Here is a 17,274-nt window from a genome sequence, read left to right as displayed (position 1 = left end):
GCCGCAAGGCCCCCCATGCGCTATAAGTTGAGAGTGGCGAGGAGCGGGTACTCCTCGCCTTTCGCGTTTCCGGGCCCGGTGAGGCCGGGCGACGTCGGGTCGGACAAGGCCGGGCGAGGCCGGGCCGAAGGCCGGACGAGCGGCGGCCGAATACGTACGGCGGCTACGCGGGGTCGTCCGCGAGCAGCGCCCAGACCTCCAGGTCCTGGCGGGCGCCGTTGAAGGCGAACACCTCACGCAACGTACCCTCGTGCCGCATTCCGAGTCGCTTGGCGACGGCGATGCTGCGCGTATTGGCCGGGGTCACGCGCCATTCGACGCGGTGCATTCCGCGTACCCGCAACGCCCAGTCCGCGAGATGCCGGGCCGCGCGCGTGACGAGGCCTTTTCCCTGTACGTCGGGCGACAGCCAGACGCCCATTTCGCAAACACCCGTCGGCACGTCGAAGATGCGGAACAGTGCCCCGCCCTCCAGTTCGCCGTCGACCCAGATGCCGAAAATGCGGCCGCCGTCCTGACTCTGCGTATCGGCGTACCGCTGGAGGAATTGCCGTGCCGAGTCGGCGTCCACGATGAAGTGGGCCCACGGAAGCCACGGCGCGAGATGCGGCCGCACCCGGTCGACGTACGTGGCGAATTCTTGTGCCTGCCACGGCTCCAGTGGGCGCAGTTGGGCGGAGTCTGTCAGGTCGTGGCCGAAGAGCGTCACGCAAGCCTCCCTCGGGGTCGGGTCCAGGCGATGCGGCGGGCGGATGACGGCCGTTGGCACCCCTGGTGAACGCGGCCAACGATAGGCGAGCGTCCATCGGCGCGCCCACCGGGCCAGTCCGGGATGTCCGTTTCATCGGTCCGCATGAACATGCGCCGCACAGGCATGCGATCACGCTTTGTTGATCTCCGCTCCCCGCTCGCCACACGATGTGGATGTCTGAAAGCGAACGCGGCCGGCAAATCTCGGCGGCCGTCGACCGAAACGGAGAAAGATGCTTACGAAGCGGTTCGTCAAGTCTGCCGGAATGGTGTTTTCGGCCGTTCTTCTCGCGACCGCTCCGGTCGTCTCGGGTGAACTCCTGGCGGGCGCCGGTTCCGTGGCGGAAACCAACGGACGGATCGCGGCGGACCACGGCTGGGGCCGGAGCGCCGGCGTCGAGCCCGCGTCCTCGGAGGGCCTTGTCGTCCTCGCCGACGGAACCGACGACCACGGCTGGGGCTGAGCGGCCCCCGCTTTACGCACAGTTCATTTCGAATTCAGAGGAGGGGTAGGAAATGGCGGCAGTCAGCGTGCACGAGGTCGTGGCACGGTGGGTCGAGCGACAGCCTGAAGCCTGTGCGGTACGCGATCCGGCGGGGGGCCTGGAGCTCTCGTACCGGGAGCTGTGGCAGCGCGCCGGCTGGCTGGCCGCCGAGCTGGCCCGCCGCGGAGTCGGCCGGGGCGATCTCGTACCCGTCGCCCAGGACCGCTCGGTCGACCTGATCGTCACCTTCCTCGGCATCCTGCGCTGCGGCGCCGCCTACCTCCCCCTGGACGGTCTCGCCCCGACCAGCCGGCTCGCCGACATCGTCGCCGAGTCCGGCTCGGGAGTGATCGTCCGTGCCCCGGGTGCGGCCGGGGCCGCCCCGGGCCGCTGGGCCGGTCTGCCGGACTGGCTGCCCGAGGGCGTCACGCCGCTCGACCTGCCCCGCAGCGACCCCGGTCTGCCGGTGCCCGAGGTGTCCGGGGACCGTGACGACCCGGCGTACGTGAACTTCACCTCGGGATCCACCGGGCGCCCCAAGGGCGTCGTCGTGCCCCACCGGGCCGTGCTGCGGCTCGCCCTCAACGCGCTGTTCTGCACCGTGGAGGCGGGCGACCGGGTGGCGAGCTCCGCCAACCCGGCCTTCGACGCCACCACCTTCGAGCTGTGGAACGCGCTCTGCGGCGGTGCGACCGTCGTGGTCTTCCCGTCCGTCACCGAGCTGGCCATGGACGAGTGGGCGGCGCTGATCCGCGCCGAGCGGATCGACCACATGTTCCTCACCACCTCCCTCTTCCACACCGTGGCGCGCGAGAGCGCCGGTGCCTTCGGCACCGTCGGGACCGTCGTGGTCGGCGGCGAGCAGCTGGAACTGGCCGCGGTGCGCCGCGTCCTCGCGGCGGAGCCGCCCGGCCGGCTGGTCAACGGCTACGGCCCGACCGAGACGACGACCTTCGCGGCGTACTTCGACTGCACGGACGAGAGCCTGGACGGGCTCGACCGGGTGCCCGTCGGCTTCCCGCTCCAGGAGACCTCCCTCCACCTCCTGGACGCCGGACTGAACGAGGTGCCGGAGGGGGAGACGGGTGAGCTGTGCGTGGGCGGCCCGGGCGTCGCCCTCGGCTACCTGGCCCGCCCCGAGCTCACGGCGGAACGTTTCGTCACCCTGCCTGCGACCGGCGAACGGATCTACCGCACCGGAGACACCGGCCGGCTGCTGCCGAACGGCGCCGTCGAGCTCTTCGGACGCACCGACCGGCAGGTCAAGCTGCGCGGCTTCCGGATCGAGCTCGAGGAGATCGAGCGCACCGCGATGGCCTGCGGCCTCGCCGACGCCGCCTTCGTCGAGAAGACCGGCGAGGGCCCCGCCGCCTCGCTCGTCGGCTTCGTCCTGCCCTCGCCCGAGGGCGCGGCGGGCCTCGGCCGCGAGGAGCTGCCCGGCGCCCTCAACCGGCGCCTCGGCGAGACGCTGCCGAGCTACATGCTCCCGTCGCGCTGGCTCGTGCTCGACCGCGTGCCCTTCGGCTCGACCGGCAAGGCCGACCGCAACCAGCTGCTGCGCCTGCTCGACGCGCCCGCCGCGACTCCGGCGCAACCAGCCCCGTCCGGGCCGGGCACGGCCGCCGGGTCCGGCACCGACGCCGCCCACGCCCCGGTGATCGCCGCGCTCCAGGCCGTCTGGCAGGACGTGCTCGGCGCCGAGGCCGTCGACCCCGCGGACAACTTCATCGACCTGGGCGGCAACTCCATCCTCGCCATGCAGGTCGCCGTACGCGTGCAGCAGCGGCTCGACGTCCGCATCGACGCCGGTGCCGTGCTGCTGACCGACAGCCTCGAAGAGCTGGCCGCCCACGTGGCCTCGACCTCCCTGGTGGCCGCCCCGTGACCGGAAACCGCCCCTCGCCGCTCTCCTTCGCGCAGGAACGGCTGTGGTTCGCCGACGCCGCCGCGCCCGGCAACCCCACCTACAACGTCCCGCTGTTCTTCCGCGCCCGGGGACACCTCGACCCCAAGGCCCTCTCCCTCGCCCTGGAGGCGGTCACCGCACGGCACGAGCCGCTGCGCACCGTCTACCGGCTGGCCGACGGCCGCCCCGTGCAGGAGGTCCTCGCCGCCGAGCCGGTGCCCGTCGAGGTCGTCGACCTGACCGGAGCGCCCGACGCGTCCGCCCGCGCCGAGCGGGAGGCCGCGGAGCGCGGCCGCGCGCCCTTCGACCTCACCGCCGGCCCGCTGCTGCGCTGCACGCTGTGGCAGGGCCTGCCCGAGGGCGACGCGGTGCTGCTCACCGTCCACCACATCGCGGTGGACGGCTGGTCGCTGGCCCCGCTCTTCGACGACCTGGCCCGCGCCTACGAGGCGGCGGCCGCCGGCGATCCGGCGGAGCTGCCCGCACTCCCCACCCGTTACGCCGACTTCGCGGCGCTCGAACGCGGCGCGGAGGACGACCCCGCGGCCGTACGGAGCCTGGACGAGCGGGTCGCCGAACTGCTGCGCGTCGCCCCCGGCCTCCGCCTGGCGGGCCGCGCCGACCGGCCGGCCGCCCCGGACGGCAGCCGGCCCGGCGCCCAGCACACCCTCACCGTCCCGCCGCCGGTCCGCGCCGGGATCGCCGGACTCGCCCGCTCGCTGCGCGTCACCCCGTACGTCGTGCTCACCGCCGCCGTCCAGGCCGTGCTGCGGCGCTGGTCGGGCCGGAGCGACTTCCTGCTCGGCACGATGACGGCCAACCGGGACCACCCCGGCCTGGAGGAGGCGGTCGGCTTCTTCGTCAACAACGTGCCGCTGCGCTGCCGGGTCGACACCGCCGGCTCCTTCCGCGACCTGTGCGCGGCCACCCGCAAGGAGGCCTTCCGCTCGCTGTCGTACCAGCGCGTGCCCTTCGACCGGCTGACCGCCGCCGTCGCCGCCGCGCACGGTACGGGCCGCAGGCCGCTGGTCGACGTCGGCTTCGTGTACCAGAACACGCCGGCGCCGCGGGCCGGGCGCACCGGCTGGACCGCGCCCGCCGTCCTGGCCACCGGCACCGCCAAGTTCGACCTGCTGCTGATCCTGGAGGACGGCCCCGAGGGTCTCGCCGTCACGATCGAGTACGACACCGAGCTGTACGCCGCCGCCACCGCGCGGGACCTCGCCGAGGGCCTGGCCGCCCTGCTCGACGCGGCCGTCAGGGACCCGGACACACCGCTGGACGCGCTGCCGGAACTGCCCGGCCAGCCCGCCGCCGAGGACCTGCCGCCCGAGCCCGCCCCGCCCGCCGCGCCCCTGGCCGGCCCGGCCACGGGCGCTCCCGCCGCGCCCGCCACCGGCGCGCCGCTCACCGGCGCCGAGGCGGAGGCCGCGGAGCTCTTCGTCGCCGCCCTCGCCCAGCGCGGCGGGCTCGGCCCCGCCCCGGCGGCGGCCGAACTCGCCCCCGGCTCCGACTTCTTCGCGCTCGGCGGCCACTCGCTGCTCGCGGTCACCATGCTCGCCGAGGCCAAGCGCCGGCACGGACTCGTCGTCTCACCGCGCGTCTTCCTGCCGGACCCGACGGTCGCCGGACTCGCCCGCCTCCTCACCGAGGCGCGGGCCGCCGCCCAGGACGCCGGACCCGCGCCGGAGGCGCCCGAGCGGCCCGCCCCGGTGCCCGCAGGAGACGCCGAGGCCCACCCGGCCTCCCCGGTGCAGCAGCGCTTCTGGTTCCTGGACCGGCTGCCGTCGCTGCGCGCCGCGTATCTGATCCCCACGCTCGTCGAGTACGGCGGGCCCGTGGACCACGACGTGCTGCGCCGGGCAGTGGACCTCGTCCTCTCCCGGCACCCCGCCCTGTCCTCGGTGTTCTGCCTCGACCGGCGCAAGCGCCACGTGTGCTACCGCACCACGGCCACCCCGGCCCCCACCGAGGTCACCGACGCCGCCGACTGGCACCCCGACACCCTGCGCAACCGGTTGTCCCGGCTGTGCTGGGCCCCCATGGACCTCGGGCAGGACGCCCCCGCCCGCGCGGAGATCCTCTCCCTGGGACCCGGGCGGACCGTGCTCGCCCTGGTCGTCCACCACATCGTCTCCGACGGCTGGTCCCGCGACCTGCTGCTCGCCGAGATCGGCACGGCCTACCGCGCCCTGTCCGACGGCACCGCCCCCGAGCTCGGGGAGCCGGTCCACCCGGCGGCGCTCGGCCCCGCGACGCCGGCGACCCCGGCGCAGGAGGCCGAGCGGGCCGCCGCCCTCCTGGAACACCTGGCGGGCGCGCCCAACGACATCGCGCTGCCCCACGACTGGCCGCGGACCGAACTCCAGTCCACCGAGGCGACCCTGCTCACCGAGCGGCTGCCCGCCGAGACCGCCGCCCGGCTGCGCGCCGTCGCCGCCGACGTCGTCGGCTGCACCCTCTTCATGACCACCGCGGCGCTGCTCGCCGTGGCCCTGGCCCGGCGCGGCACCCAGCGTGACTTCCTCTTCGCCTTCCCGTGGGCCGGGCGCGAGGAGCCGGCCGCGGCCGGTGCGGTCGGGATGTTCGTGAACACCCTGATCCTCCGCCTCGACCTGCGCGGGGAACCGACCTGGCGCGAACTGCTCGGCCGGGTCAGGGAGAGCTGTTCCGTCTCCTACCGCCACGCCGACGTCGCGCTCGACGTCCTCGCCAACGAGCTGCACAGCGACCGCGACCTCAGCCGTCCCGCCCTCACGCCGGTGTTCCTCAGCGCCCAGAGCGGCGCCACCGGCCCCGCCGTCCTGACCGACGACACCACCGCCCGCTTCCTCCCGCTGGAACCGCTGCACATCAAGTACGAGCTCGAACTCGTCGCCACCGAGGCAGCGGACGACCGTCTGGACCTGTGCCTGGCGTACGCCGTCAACCTCTTCACCCGGGACACGGCCCAGGCCCTGCTCACCGACGTGGTCGCCGCCGCCGAAGACCTCGCGGCCGACCCCGACTCCCACCCCATCACCAGGAGCACTTCGTGAACAACACCGTGGCCACGACCCCGCTCACCGAGACCGAGCTGCTCGCCCGGGTCCGGCAGGCCTGGGCCGACACCCTCGACCTGGACGGCGTCGACCAGGTGCCCGACGACGTCAACTTCCTGGAGGCGGGCGGCAGTTCGCTGCTCCTGATCATGCTGTGGGAGGAGCTGGACCCGCTGACGGAGCGCACCCTCAAGGTCTCCGACCTGTTCCAGCACAGCACCGTCAAGGCCCAGGTCGCCCTGCTCGGCGACACCTCGGGCGCCGAGGAGGAGCTGACCGAGCTCGGCGCCCGCAACCGCGGCGGCCTGATCGGCCGCGCCCGCCGCGACCAGATCTCCGAGTGAGCGAGGGAACCCCGACCATGACCAACAGCACCGACATCGCCGTCATCGGCATCGGCCTGCGCTATCCCGACGCCACCACTCCCGACGAGTTCTGGCGCAACATCGACCGCGGCGTCGTCTCCATGCGCGAGATGTCGCCCGAGCAGCTCAAGGCCGCCGGCGTCACCGACGAGATGCTGGCCGACCCGGCCTTCGTCCGCGTCGCCACCTCGCTGCCCGGCGTCGAGGACTTCGCCTCCGAGTTCTTCGGCTACCCGCCGCGCGAGGCCGAGACCATCGACCCGCAGCAGCGGATCTTCCTGGAGGCCTGCTGGGAGGCCCTGGAGAACGCCGGACACCCCGTCCGCAAGGACGGTCCCGTCGTCGGCGTCTTCGCCGGCAGCGCCGCGGGCAACTACTCCGCCGCCCTGCTCGCCGCGAAGGCCCGCGAGCAGGGACTGCGCGCCGCCGTCGACGACCTGGAGCTCACCGTCGGCGGACAGGCCGACTTCATGACCTCCCGCGCCGCGTACAAGCTGGGCCTGCGCGGCCCCGCCGTCAGCGTGCAGACCGGCTGCTCCTCCTCGCTGTACGGCGTCCACTACGCCACCCTCAGCCTGCTGTCCGGCGAGTGCGACATCGCCCTGGCCGGCGGCGCCACGGTCCTCGAACCGTTCCGCGGCTACCGCCACCAGCCCGGCGGCGTGCTCTCCGAGGACGGCTACTGCCGCTCCTTCGACGCGAGCTCGACCGGCACCACGTACAGCTCGGGCGTCGGCGTCGTCGCCCTGCGCCGTCTCGACGACGCCCTCGCCGACGGCGACAACGTGCTCGCCGTGATCCGCGGCAGCGCCGTCGGCAACGACGGCGGCGACCGGCTCGGCTTCATCGCGCCCAGCCCGCGCGGCGTCGCCGACGTCGTGGCCGCCGCCCTCGGCACCGCCGGCGTCAGCGCCGACAAGCTGCGCTACGTCGAGGCGCACGGCACCGCCACCCCGGTCGGCGACAACATCGAACTCATCGCGCTCAACCGTGCGTTCCGCGCCACCACCGACAAGACCGCCTACTGCGGGCTCGGTTCGGTCATGTCCAACATCGGGCACACCGGACCCGCCGCCGGCATCGCCGGCTTCATCAAGGCCGTGCACGTCGCCCGTACCGGCAAGATCCCGCCGCACCCGACCTTCGAGCGGCCGCGCGACCCGGGCATCCTCGACGAGAGCCCGTTCTTCGTCACCACCACCGGCGAGGACTGCACCGACGCCGACCGGCACGTCCTGGTGAACTCCATGGGCGTCGGCGGCACCAACGCCGCCGTCGTGCTCGCCGCCCCGCCGGAGCCGGTACGCCCCGCCGCGCCGAGCCGCGCCACCGTACGCCTCGTGCTCTCCGCCCGTACCCGCGCCGAGCTCGACCAGGCCTGCCGCCGGCTCGCCGACGCGCTCGACGAGGGCGGCCTCGACGCCGAGGACGTCGCCCACACCCTGCGCGTGGGCCGCGCCGCCTTCGACGAGCGGCGCGTCGTGACCGCGCCCCGCGAGCGCCTCGCCGCCGCCCTGCGGATGCCGCGTCCGCCGGCCGTGCGCACCGAGCGCGCCGCTGGCCGCCGCCCCGTGCTCGTCCTGCCCGCCGCGGACGCCCCGCAGCCGCCGGCCGCGCTGCTCGCCGCCCTGCGCGCCGCGCTGCCCGAGCTCGGCGAGCCGCTGACGGGCACTCAGGACAACCTGCCCGAGGGCCGTTTCCCGCTGTACGTCGGCCACGGCGAGCCCGCCAGGGACCGCCACTTCGTCGCCCTGCCGGACCCCGCCGCGCCGCTCGACGAGGACACCCTCGCCGACCTCCTCGACGACGCGGTGACCACCGCCTGGCTGCACGGCGCCGAGGCGAACTGGTCCGCGCTCGCCGGCCGCAGCGGCCGCCGGCTCGCGCTGCCGACGTACCCCTTCACCCGCAAGCGCCACTGGGCCCTCGACCGGCTCACCTACGACGGCCCGGTCGCCGCCGCGCCCGCCGCCCCCGGCACCGGCGAGACGTCCACCGCTGCCGAGGGCAGCGTCGAGGCCGGTCTGGTCCAGCTGTGGAAGGACCTGTTCGGGCACGAGACCATCGGCCTGGACGACGAGTTCGCCGCCCTCGGCGGCACCTCCCTGCTCTCGGTCCAGCTGGTCCTGGAGATCCAGCAGCGCTTCGGCGTCCTGGTCAACATCCACCGGGCCGGCGGCAGCCAGGCCACCGTCCGCCGCCTCACCACCATCGTCGAGGGCCTCCTCAACGGCGCCGGTCTCGGCGACGAGGAGGTCGACCCGGCCGCCGACGGCGACGGCGCGCTCGTCGACGCGGACCTCCAGATCGCCCTGGAGCCGCTCGCCAGGAAGACCGCGCCCGGCAAGGACGTGCTGCTCACCGGCGCCACCGGCTACCTCGGCGCCTTCCTCCTCGACGAGCTCGTCCGCGCGTCGAAGGGCCGCGTCTACTGCGTCGTCCGCGCCGCCGACGAGGCCGAGGGCATGGCCAGGCTCAAGGCCACCGCCGCCAAGTTCGGCCTGGCCGAGCCCGACCCGGAGCGGGTCCACGCCGTCCCCGGCGACCTGCGCGACATCGCCGAGGTCTGCGCGACCTACCGCGACGGCGAACTCGCCACCCGCGTCGGCCACGTCCTGCACTGCGCCGCCAAGGTCGTCTTCACCGAGCCGTACCGCATGCTGCGCGACGACAACGTCCTGCCGCTGGTCGCCCTGCTCAACTGGATGCGCCCGCTCGGCATCCGCGACGTCAGCTTCATCTCCACCGTCGCCGCCACCGCGCCCGCCGGTGCGGACGGGATGCTGATGGAGACCCGCGAGCAGCCGCTCGACCCGCAGCTCGGCGGCTACGGCGTCAGCAAGTGGGTCGGCGAGCGCATCCTGGAGCGCGCCGACCAGGACGGCATGCGGGTACGCGTGTTCCGCCCCGGCCTGATCATGGCCTCCAGCAAGACCGGCGCCTGCAACGACAAGGACCTCATCTGGTTCCTGCTCGCCAGCGGCCTGGTCGTCGGCGCCCGCCCGGTCGACGACCGCGGCATGCCGGTCTCCCCGGTCGACGTGCTGGCCCGCGCGGTCGCCGAACTGGCCCTGTCCTCCAAGTCGGTGGGCCGCGCCTACCACCTGGTCGACGAGATCTCGCCGAGCCTGGAGGACCTGTTCGAGGCCCTGGAGGAGGCCGGCCTGCCCACCCGCACCGTGCCCCTCACCGAGTGGCAGCGGCTCGTCGCCGAGCGCGCCACGGAGACCGGCAGCAAGGTGCTCTCCGCGACCGCCCTCTACGAGATGGAGGGCCACGAGCTCGACGAGGCCGGCGTACAGGCCCGCGCCTGGCAGCCGTGGCTGCGCAAGGCCGGACTCTCGCCGCTCGTCACCGGCGAGCAGCTGCGCAGCGGCCTGGCCTTCCTGGCCCACCGTACGGACGACATCGGCTCGCTGCTCCCGGCCCTGGCGGCCGAGGGCGCGCGCGGCGACAACGAGGGGGAGAAGTGAGCGACAACCCGACGGGCACCGTCCCCGGGTCCACGACGGCCGGCACCACGGGTGCCGCCACGGGCGGACACCGCCTGGCGATCATCGGCGCCGGCGTCATGGGCACCGGCATCACCACCCTGGCCCTGGGCCGCGGCATCGACGTGATCCTCGTGGACGTCTCCGAGGACATCCTCGCCAAGGCCCGCACCGCCGCCACCGGCCAGCTGCGCCTGGCCCGCATGATGGGCAAGCTGCCGCGCGAGGGCGCCACGGGCGAGCTCGTCACCACCACCCGCATCGAGGACATCGCCGAGGCGACCGCCGTCGTCGAGGCCGTGACCGAACTCGCCCCGCTCAAGGCGAAGGTGCTCGCGGAGGCCTCGGCGGTGGTCGCTCCCGGCACCCTGCTGATCTCCAACACCTCGGCCGTGCCGATCGACGAGCAGGCCGACTCGGTGGCCCGGCCCGAGGACCTGGTCGGCATCCACTTCATGAACCCGCCCTATCTGATCCACACCTCGGAGCTGATCCGCGGGCCGCGCAGCGGCGAGGCCGCCGTCGAGGCCGCCCGCGGCCTCCTGGAGGCCCTGGGCCAGCACGGAGTCGTCGTCGGCGACGGACCCGGCTTCGTGATCAACCGGATCCTTCAGCGCATGATCAACGAGGCCGCCCGGATCGTCGCCGACGGCGTGGCCGACCCGGCGTCCGTCGACGCCGCCTTCGAGGGCTGCCTCGGCCACACCACGGGACCGCTCGCCACCGCCGACCTCATCGGCCTCGACAACGTGGTCGACTCCCTGCGCGTGCTGCACGAGCGCACCGGAGACGCGGGCTACGAGCCCTGCGCCCTGCTCCTGGAAAAGGTCGCCGCCGGCGACTTCGGCCGCAAGACCGGCCGCGGATTCTTCACCTACGGAGGAAGCACGTCATGAGCACCCCCACCACCCAGCAGGACACCGCCGCCATCCGCGAGACGCTGACCGCGTTCCTGGAGCAGCGGACGAAGACCGAGGTGGCCGGCGACGTCGACCTCTTCTCCACCGGTCTCGTCACCTCCCTGTTCGCGATGGAGCTGCTCGTGCACGTCGAGCAGTCCTTCGGGGTCCAGGTCGGCGGCTCCGACCTCACGCTCGACAACTTCCGCAGCGTGGACGCGATGACCGCCCTGGTACTGCGCCTGCGGGGCGGCGGCGATGAGTGAGCCGACGGCCGTGCTCTCCGCCCGCGCCGAGGCGGAGCAGCTGGCCGGCGAGCTGATCGGCGACCGGGCCGACGCCTGGGACCGCGCGGGCGAGCTGCCGCTCGGGCTGCTGCGTGAACTCGGCGGCAAGGGCGTGCTGTGCGCCCAGGTCCCCGCCGCGTACGGCGGGCTCGGCCTGAGCAGCGCCGACAACGGCGAACTCACCGCGCACGTCGGCGCCCTGTGCTCCTCCGTCCGCAGCGTGATGACCTCCCAGGGCATGGCCGCCTGGACGATCGAGCGCCTCGGCACCGACGAGCAGAAGGCCGTCCACCTGGGCGAGCTCACCTCCGGCCGGCTCGCCGGGGTCGCGTTCAGCGAGCCCGGCGCCGGCAGCGACCTCGGCGCGATGACCACCACCATCCGCACCGAGGGCGACACGGTCGTCATCGACGGCCGGAAGTCCTGGATCACCGTGGCCGCCTACGCCGACCTCCTCGTCGTCTTCGGCCGCCACGGCGCCGGGGCGGGCGCGGTGGTCGTCCCCACCGACGCGCCCGGCGTGACCGTGGAGCGCGTCGCCGACCCCATGGGCTGCCGGGCCGCCGGGCACGCCGACGTCACCTTCGACGGGGTACGGCTGCCCGCGGACCGCCTCCTCGGCGGCGCCGGCCTCCCCGTCGACTGGCTGGTGACCTCCGCCCTCACCTTCGGCCGGGTCTCGGTGGCCTGGGGCTGCGTCGGCATCCTGCGGGCCTGCCTGCGGGCCGCCGCCTCCCACGCCGCCACCCGGCAGCAGTTCGGCGCGCCGCTCGCCGACCACCAGCTGGTCGCCCGGCACCTGGCCGAACTGCACGTCGCCCAGGAGGCCTCGGCCCGCTGCTGCGAGCAGGCCAGCCGCTGCTGGGACGAGAACAGCCCCGAGCTCGTCACCTCCGCCGTCACCGCCAAGCACCTCGCCGCGGGGCACGCCGCCCGCGGCGCGGCGGCCGCCGTCCAGGTCCTGGCCTCGGCCGGCGCCCAGGACGGCGGCCCGGTGGCCCGCGCCTACCGGGACGCCAAGCTGATGGAGATCATCGAGGGCAGCAACGAGATCAGCCAGCTGCTGCTCGGCAAGCACGCCCTGGCGGTGTGGTCATGAACCACGACACCACCATCGGCATCGGCGCCGTCCACACCGTCCTGCCCACCGTCCGCACGCCGCTCGGCGAACTCCCCGAGTTCGCCGGACTCACCCCGGAGGAGGCCGAGTTCGCCCGCGGCAGCGGCATCGAGACGGTCGGCGTCCTGGAGGACACCACCGCCGGCGACCTGGCCGCCCGGGCCGTACGCGGACTCCTCGACGGGCTCGACGAGAACACGCCCGGCGGGCCCGGCCGCCCCGACACGCTCATGCTGGTCGGGCCGCGCGCCCCCGACGTGCTGCTCGGCTCGGACGCCTGCCGCGTCCAGGCCGAGGCCAAGCTCGACGGCACCTTCGCCTTCACCCTCGACGGGCTCGGCTGCACCGGCTCCAGCGCCGCCTGGGCGCTCGGCCGCGACCTGCTGCTCGCCGACCCGTCGCGGCAGAGCGTGCTCATCGCCCACGGCAGCCGGCCCACCGGCCTCGACCGGGTCCGGTACCCGGTCACCGTGATCGGCGACGGCGCCTACGCGATGACCCTGGTCCGCGGCGGCCGGCCGGTCCTGCGGGCGCACCGCCAGGAGACCGACGGCACCTTCCACGACCTGTTCCGGGTCGACTACAAGCAGGTGCCGTACTACGAGTGGCGCGAGGAGTGCGCCTCGCCCGACCGGTACCGCTTCGAGCTGGCCATGAACAGCCGGATGCGGCTCGCCCGGATGGTCGACGAGGTGCTCGCGGACGCGGGCGTCGACAAGAGCGCCGTCACCACGACGCTCATGCAGAACGTCACCGCGAGCGCGTACCAGTTCTACGAGACCCTGCTCGGCCTCGCCATCCACCCCGTGTGCGGCGAGCACCTGGCCGCCTACGGCCACCTGGGCGCCATGGACGTGGTGCTCAACCTCGACGCGCTCCTCGCGAGCGGCGAACTGGCCCCGGGCGACCTCGTGCTCGTCCTCAACAACAGCCCGGTCGCGGCCTGGGCCGTGACCCTGTGGGAGGTGTGATCATGACGGAGACCGTGCAGGACGTCACGACCGTCAAGTGCCTGGTGTGGGACCTCGACAACACCCTGTGGCAGGGCACCCTGCTGGAGGACGGCGAGGTCGTGCTCTCCGACGAGGTGCGCGAGGTGATCCGCACCCTCGACGAGCGCGGCATCCTCCAGGCCGTGGCCAGCAAGAACGACCACGACCACGCCTGGGAGCGCCTGGAGCGGCTGGGCGTCGCCGAGTACTTCGTGCACCCGCACATCGGCTGGGGCGCCAAGTCCGCCTCCGTGCGGAACATCGCCGAGCAGCTGAACTTCGCGCTCAAGACGATCGCCTTCGTCGACGACCAGCCCGCCGAGCGCGCCGAGGTCGCCCACCACCTCCCCGAGGTGCGCTGCTACCGCGCCGAGGAGGTCCTGGAGCTCACCGGGCGCCCCGAGTTCAGCCCCGTCACCACCGCCGACTCGCGCCGCCGCCGCGAGATGTACCAGGCGGGCTTCCGCCGCGAGGCGGCCCGCCAGGAGTTCCCCGGCGCCGACGAGGAGTTCCTGCGCACCCTGGACCTCGTCATGACCATCCGGCGGGCCGCCGACGAGGACCTGGCCCGGGTCGAGGAACTCACCCTCCGCACCAGCCAGATGAACGCCACCGGCGTCCACTACGGCGACGCCGAGCTGCGCGCCCTGCTCGCCGACCCGGCCCACGAGGTCCTGGTCATCGCGCTGCGCGACCGCTTCGGCGACCACGGCGCCGTCGGCATCGTGCTCCTCGAACGCCTCCCCGGTGTCTGGCACCTGAAGCTGCTCGCCACCTCCTGCCGGGTCGTGTCCTTCGGCGCCGGCGCCGTCATCCTGCGCTGGCTGACCGACCGGGCCGCCGCCGCGGGCGTCCACCTCGCTGCCGACTTCCGGCGCACCGAGCGCAACCGGATGATGGAGGTCGCCTACCGCTTCGCCGGCTTCACCGGCGACGCCTGCCCCTGCGCCGCGGCGGTCACCGGCCCGGACCGGGACGGCATCGAGCTGCTCCACATCGAGCCCGTACGGCAGGAGCCGCCGACCACGATGCGGCTCGACGCGCCCGACCTGACCGTGCCCGCCGGCGAGGTGTCGCATGGCTGACCCGCAGGTCCCCGGCACCCTGTACGAGTGGTTCGACCGGACCGCCGAACGGCACCCGGACGAGCCCGCCCTCGCGGCCGGCGGCGCCGTCCTGAGCTACCGCGAGCTGCGCCGCGCCGCCGAGCACGTCGCCGCCCGCATCCTGGCGGCGCACGGCTCCGCGCCCCGCCGGATCTCCGTCATGGCGACCCGCTCCGTCGCGGTCCTCGCCGCCTACCTGGCGGGCCAGCGGCTCGGCGCGACCGTCACCCCGGTCAACCCGGCCTTCCCCGTGCAGCGCAACCGGATGATCGTCGAGCTCGCGGGCGCCGAGGTGCTGGTCGTCGACGCCGCCGACGCCGGCCAGCTCGACGGCGAGCTCGCCGGATGCGTGCCCACCGAACTGCGTCTGGACACCGAGGAGGTCGCCGCCGCCGGACGCGCGGCGACCGCCCCGGCGGCGGAACTCCCGCCGTACACCACGAGCCCGGACGACGTGGCGTACGTCCTGTTCACCTCGGGCTCGACCGGCCGCCCCAAGGGCGTCCCGATCCGGCACCGCAACCTCGGCCCGTACCTGGCGCACAACATCGCGCGCTACGGCATCGGCCCCGGCTGCCGCACCTCGCACACCTTCGACCTGACCTTCGACCCGTCGGTCTTCGACCTCTTCGTCACCTGGGGCGGCGGCGCCACCCTCGTGGTGCCCGGCCGGGCCGAACTCCTGTCGCCCGTCGACTACCTCGTCGACAACGGCATCACCCACTGGTTCTCGGTGCCGTCCGTGGTGTCCGTCAGCGCCCAGCTCGGCAACCTGCCCGCCGGCCTGGCCACCGGCCTGCGCATGAGCGTGTTCATCGGCGAGCAGCTGTCCTACGACCAGGCCCGCGCCTGGCACGCCGTCGCCCCGCAGGCCGCCATCGAGAACGTCTACGGCCCCACCGAACTCACGGTCGCCTGCACCGAGTTCGCCCTCCCGGCGGACCCGGCCGACTGGCCCGCCACCTCCAACGACACCGTCCCGATCGGGCCCGTGTACGACTTCCTCGACCACCTGGTGCTCGACGAGGACGGCAGGCCCGCCCAGGAGGGCGAGCTGGTCGTCCGCGGCTCCCAGCGCTTCGACGGCTACCTCGACCCCGCCGACAACCGCGGCCGCTTCCTCTCCTACGACGGCGGCGTCGTCCCGTACGACGGGGAGGGCCCGCTCACTCCGGAGCACTACTACCGGACCGGCGACCGGGTGCGCTGGGAGGACGGCCGGCTCGTGCACCTCGGCCGGCTCGACAACCAGGTGAAGGTCCGCGGCTACCGCATCGAACTCGGCGAGATCGAGGCCGCCATGCGCCGCCACCCGGACATCGACCAGGCCGTCGTCATCGCCCTCAGGAACGGCGACGACATCGAACTCGTCGGCTGCCACACCGGCACCGCCGTCGAGCCACAGCCCCTCGGCCGCTGGCTGCGCAAGCGCGTCCCGGTCCACATGGTGCCCCGGCGATTCCGGCACCTGGACACCCTGCCGCTCAACCCCAACGGCAAGATCGACCGGCCGCGCATCACCAGCGAGCTCCAGTCCCACGACCTCGCCGCGGCCGGACCGGCCGGCGGCCACGGAGGCCACCATGGCGATCCTCGATGACATCATCCCGCCGCCCGGCATCGTCCGGACGCTGTGCCTGAGCAACTTCGCCAAGACCGCGGGGCACGGCGTCCTCATGGCCGTCAGCGTGCTGTTCTTCACCCGCACCGTCGGCATCCCCGCCGAACAGGTCGGCCTCGCCCTGAGCATCGGCGCGGCCATGGCCATGGCCGCCAGCATCCCGGCCGGCCGGCTCGCCGACGTCGTGGGCCCCCGCAACACCACCGTCGGGTTCCTGCTGCTGCTCGGCGTGTTCGTCGGCGCCTACGCCTTCGTCGAGAGCTTCGCCGCCCTCGTCGTGGTCACCAGCCTCGCCCTGATGGCCGAGTCCTCCACCGACGCCGCGCGCGGCGCCCTGATCGCCGGACTCATCCCGCAGGAGGACCGGGTCCGCGCCTGGTCCTACATGCGGGCGGTCAGCAACCTCGGCGTGACCCTCGGCGCCGCCGCCGGTGCCGTCGCCCTCTGGTTCGACAGCCGGCCCGCGTATGTCGGACTGCTCATCGCGGGCGGCGCGATGTTCCTGATCGCCGGCGCCGCCTACCTGACGGTCCCGTCGGTCCAACCCGCGCCCAAGGAGAGCAGCGGCCCCAAGTGGGTGGTCCTGCGCGACCTCCCGTACGCCGCCGTCGCCCTGCTCAACTCCGTCCTGGTGATGAACGTCGCCATCCTGACCGTGGCGCTGCCCATCTGGATCACGGGTCACACCGACGCCCCGAAGTGGCTCTACTCCGTGATCCTCATCCTGAACACGATCATGGTCGTGCTCTTCCAGGTCCGGGCCGGCAAGGGCAGCGAGGACGTCCGCGGCGGGGCCCGCACCCTGCGCCGCTGCGGCGTGTTCCTCGCACTGTGCTGCGGGCTCTTCGCGCTCGCCGCCGACCGCCCCGTCTGGGTCGCCGTCGCCGCCCTGCTCGCCGGAGCCGTCGTGCACGTCATCGGCGAGATGCTCTACAGCGCCGGCTCCTGGTCCCTGGCCTTCGGCCTCGCCCCCGACCACGCCCAGGGGCAGTACCAGGGCATGTTCGGCATGTCGACCCAGCTCGGCTCGATGGTCACCCCGGCCCTCGCCACGCTGCTCATCGTCAGGCTCGGCTGGCCGGCCTGGGTGGTCTTCGCCGCCCTCCTGCTCGCCGCCGGCCTCGCCGCTCCCGCGGTGGCGTCCTGGGCCGAACGCACCCGCAAGCCGGCCCCCGAGACGGGCGCCGAAGCGGCCGTCACCGCCTGACCGC

At 74.0% G+C, this 17,274-nt stretch carries 13 protein-coding genes; 12 read left to right on the top strand and 1 reads right to left on the bottom strand.

Features of this window, described 5'->3' with window-relative positions; translation table 11 throughout:
- Positions 1 to 163: 163 nt before the first annotated feature.
- On the bottom strand, positions 164 to 709 hold the full coding sequence (locus ACFVGS_RS29960) for a GNAT family N-acetyltransferase (protein ID WP_385694793.1): 546 nt from the start codon (positions 707 to 709) through the stop codon (positions 164 to 166).
- 307 nt (positions 710 to 1,016) lie between these two features.
- Here ACFVGS_RS29960 and ACFVGS_RS29955 point away from each other — a divergent pair, with 307 nt between their 5' ends.
- The 12 genes from ACFVGS_RS29955 to ACFVGS_RS29900 are packed head-to-tail and all read left to right on the top strand — an operon-like array spanning position 1,017 to position 17,270.
- Positions 1,017 to 1,214: a hypothetical protein gene (locus ACFVGS_RS29955; protein ID WP_384410465.1), complete on the top strand. Its 198-nt coding sequence runs from the start codon at positions 1,017 to 1,019 to the stop codon at positions 1,212 to 1,214.
- Between the two features lie 52 nt (positions 1,215 to 1,266).
- A complete protein-coding gene (locus tag ACFVGS_RS29950) occupies positions 1,267 to 3,120 on the top strand; it encodes an amino acid adenylation domain-containing protein (protein ID WP_385694791.1) in 1,854 nt (617 codons plus the stop codon).
- Entirely contained in the window at positions 3,117 to 6,179 is a 3,063-nt protein-coding gene (locus ACFVGS_RS29945) for a condensation domain-containing protein (RefSeq protein WP_384410471.1), read from the top strand. The genes ACFVGS_RS29950 and ACFVGS_RS29945 overlap by 4 nt, the downstream gene beginning before the upstream one ends.
- Complete coding sequence (locus ACFVGS_RS29940; RefSeq protein WP_384410475.1) at positions 6,176 to 6,526, top strand: acyl carrier protein; 351 nt, start codon at positions 6,176 to 6,178, stop codon at positions 6,524 to 6,526. Before ACFVGS_RS29945 ends, ACFVGS_RS29940 begins: the two co-directional genes overlap by 4 nt.
- A 17-nt stretch (positions 6,527 to 6,543) precedes the next feature.
- A complete protein-coding gene (locus ACFVGS_RS29935; protein ID WP_385694787.1) occupies positions 6,544 to 10,020 on the top strand; it encodes a thioester reductase domain-containing protein in 3,477 nt (1,158 codons plus the stop codon).
- A complete protein-coding gene (locus tag ACFVGS_RS29930; RefSeq protein ID WP_384410479.1) occupies positions 10,017 to 10,934 on the top strand; it encodes a 3-hydroxyacyl-CoA dehydrogenase family protein in 918 nt (305 codons plus the stop codon). The genes ACFVGS_RS29935 and ACFVGS_RS29930 overlap by 4 nt, the downstream gene beginning before the upstream one ends.
- A complete protein-coding gene (locus ACFVGS_RS29925) occupies positions 10,931 to 11,203 on the top strand; it encodes an acyl carrier protein (protein ID WP_384410482.1) in 273 nt (90 codons plus the stop codon). Before ACFVGS_RS29930 ends, ACFVGS_RS29925 begins: the two co-directional genes overlap by 4 nt.
- Entirely contained in the window at positions 11,196 to 12,323 is a 1,128-nt protein-coding gene (locus ACFVGS_RS29920) for an acyl-CoA dehydrogenase family protein (protein ID WP_384410485.1), read from the top strand. Before ACFVGS_RS29925 ends, ACFVGS_RS29920 begins: the two co-directional genes overlap by 8 nt.
- Positions 12,320 to 13,315 (top strand): 3-oxoacyl-ACP synthase, encoded by a 996-nt coding sequence (locus ACFVGS_RS29915; protein WP_384410488.1) that lies wholly within the window; start codon positions 12,320 to 12,322, stop codon positions 13,313 to 13,315. Before ACFVGS_RS29920 ends, ACFVGS_RS29915 begins: the two co-directional genes overlap by 4 nt.
- Positions 13,316 to 13,317: 2 nt before the next feature.
- The gene (locus ACFVGS_RS29910) at positions 13,318 to 14,421 is read left to right on the top strand and encodes an HAD-IIIC family phosphatase (protein ID WP_384410491.1); all 1,104 of its coding nucleotides are present in this window, start codon (positions 13,318 to 13,320) and stop codon (positions 14,419 to 14,421) included.
- Entirely contained in the window at positions 14,414 to 16,042 is a 1,629-nt protein-coding gene (locus tag ACFVGS_RS29905; protein ID WP_384410494.1) for an amino acid adenylation domain-containing protein, read from the top strand. The genes ACFVGS_RS29910 and ACFVGS_RS29905 overlap by 8 nt, the downstream gene beginning before the upstream one ends.
- Positions 16,026 to 17,270, top strand: coding sequence for an MFS transporter (locus ACFVGS_RS29900; protein WP_385694783.1), 1,245 nt, complete (start codon positions 16,026 to 16,028; stop codon positions 17,268 to 17,270). Before ACFVGS_RS29905 ends, ACFVGS_RS29900 begins: the two co-directional genes overlap by 17 nt.
- Positions 17,271 to 17,274: the final 4 nt, after the last annotated feature.

Source organism: Streptomyces sp. NPDC127114, assembly GCF_042677525.1.
Classification (GTDB): Bacteria; Actinomycetota; Actinomycetes; order Streptomycetales; family Streptomycetaceae; genus Streptomyces.
This window is presented reverse-complemented; position numbering and strand designations above follow the sequence as displayed.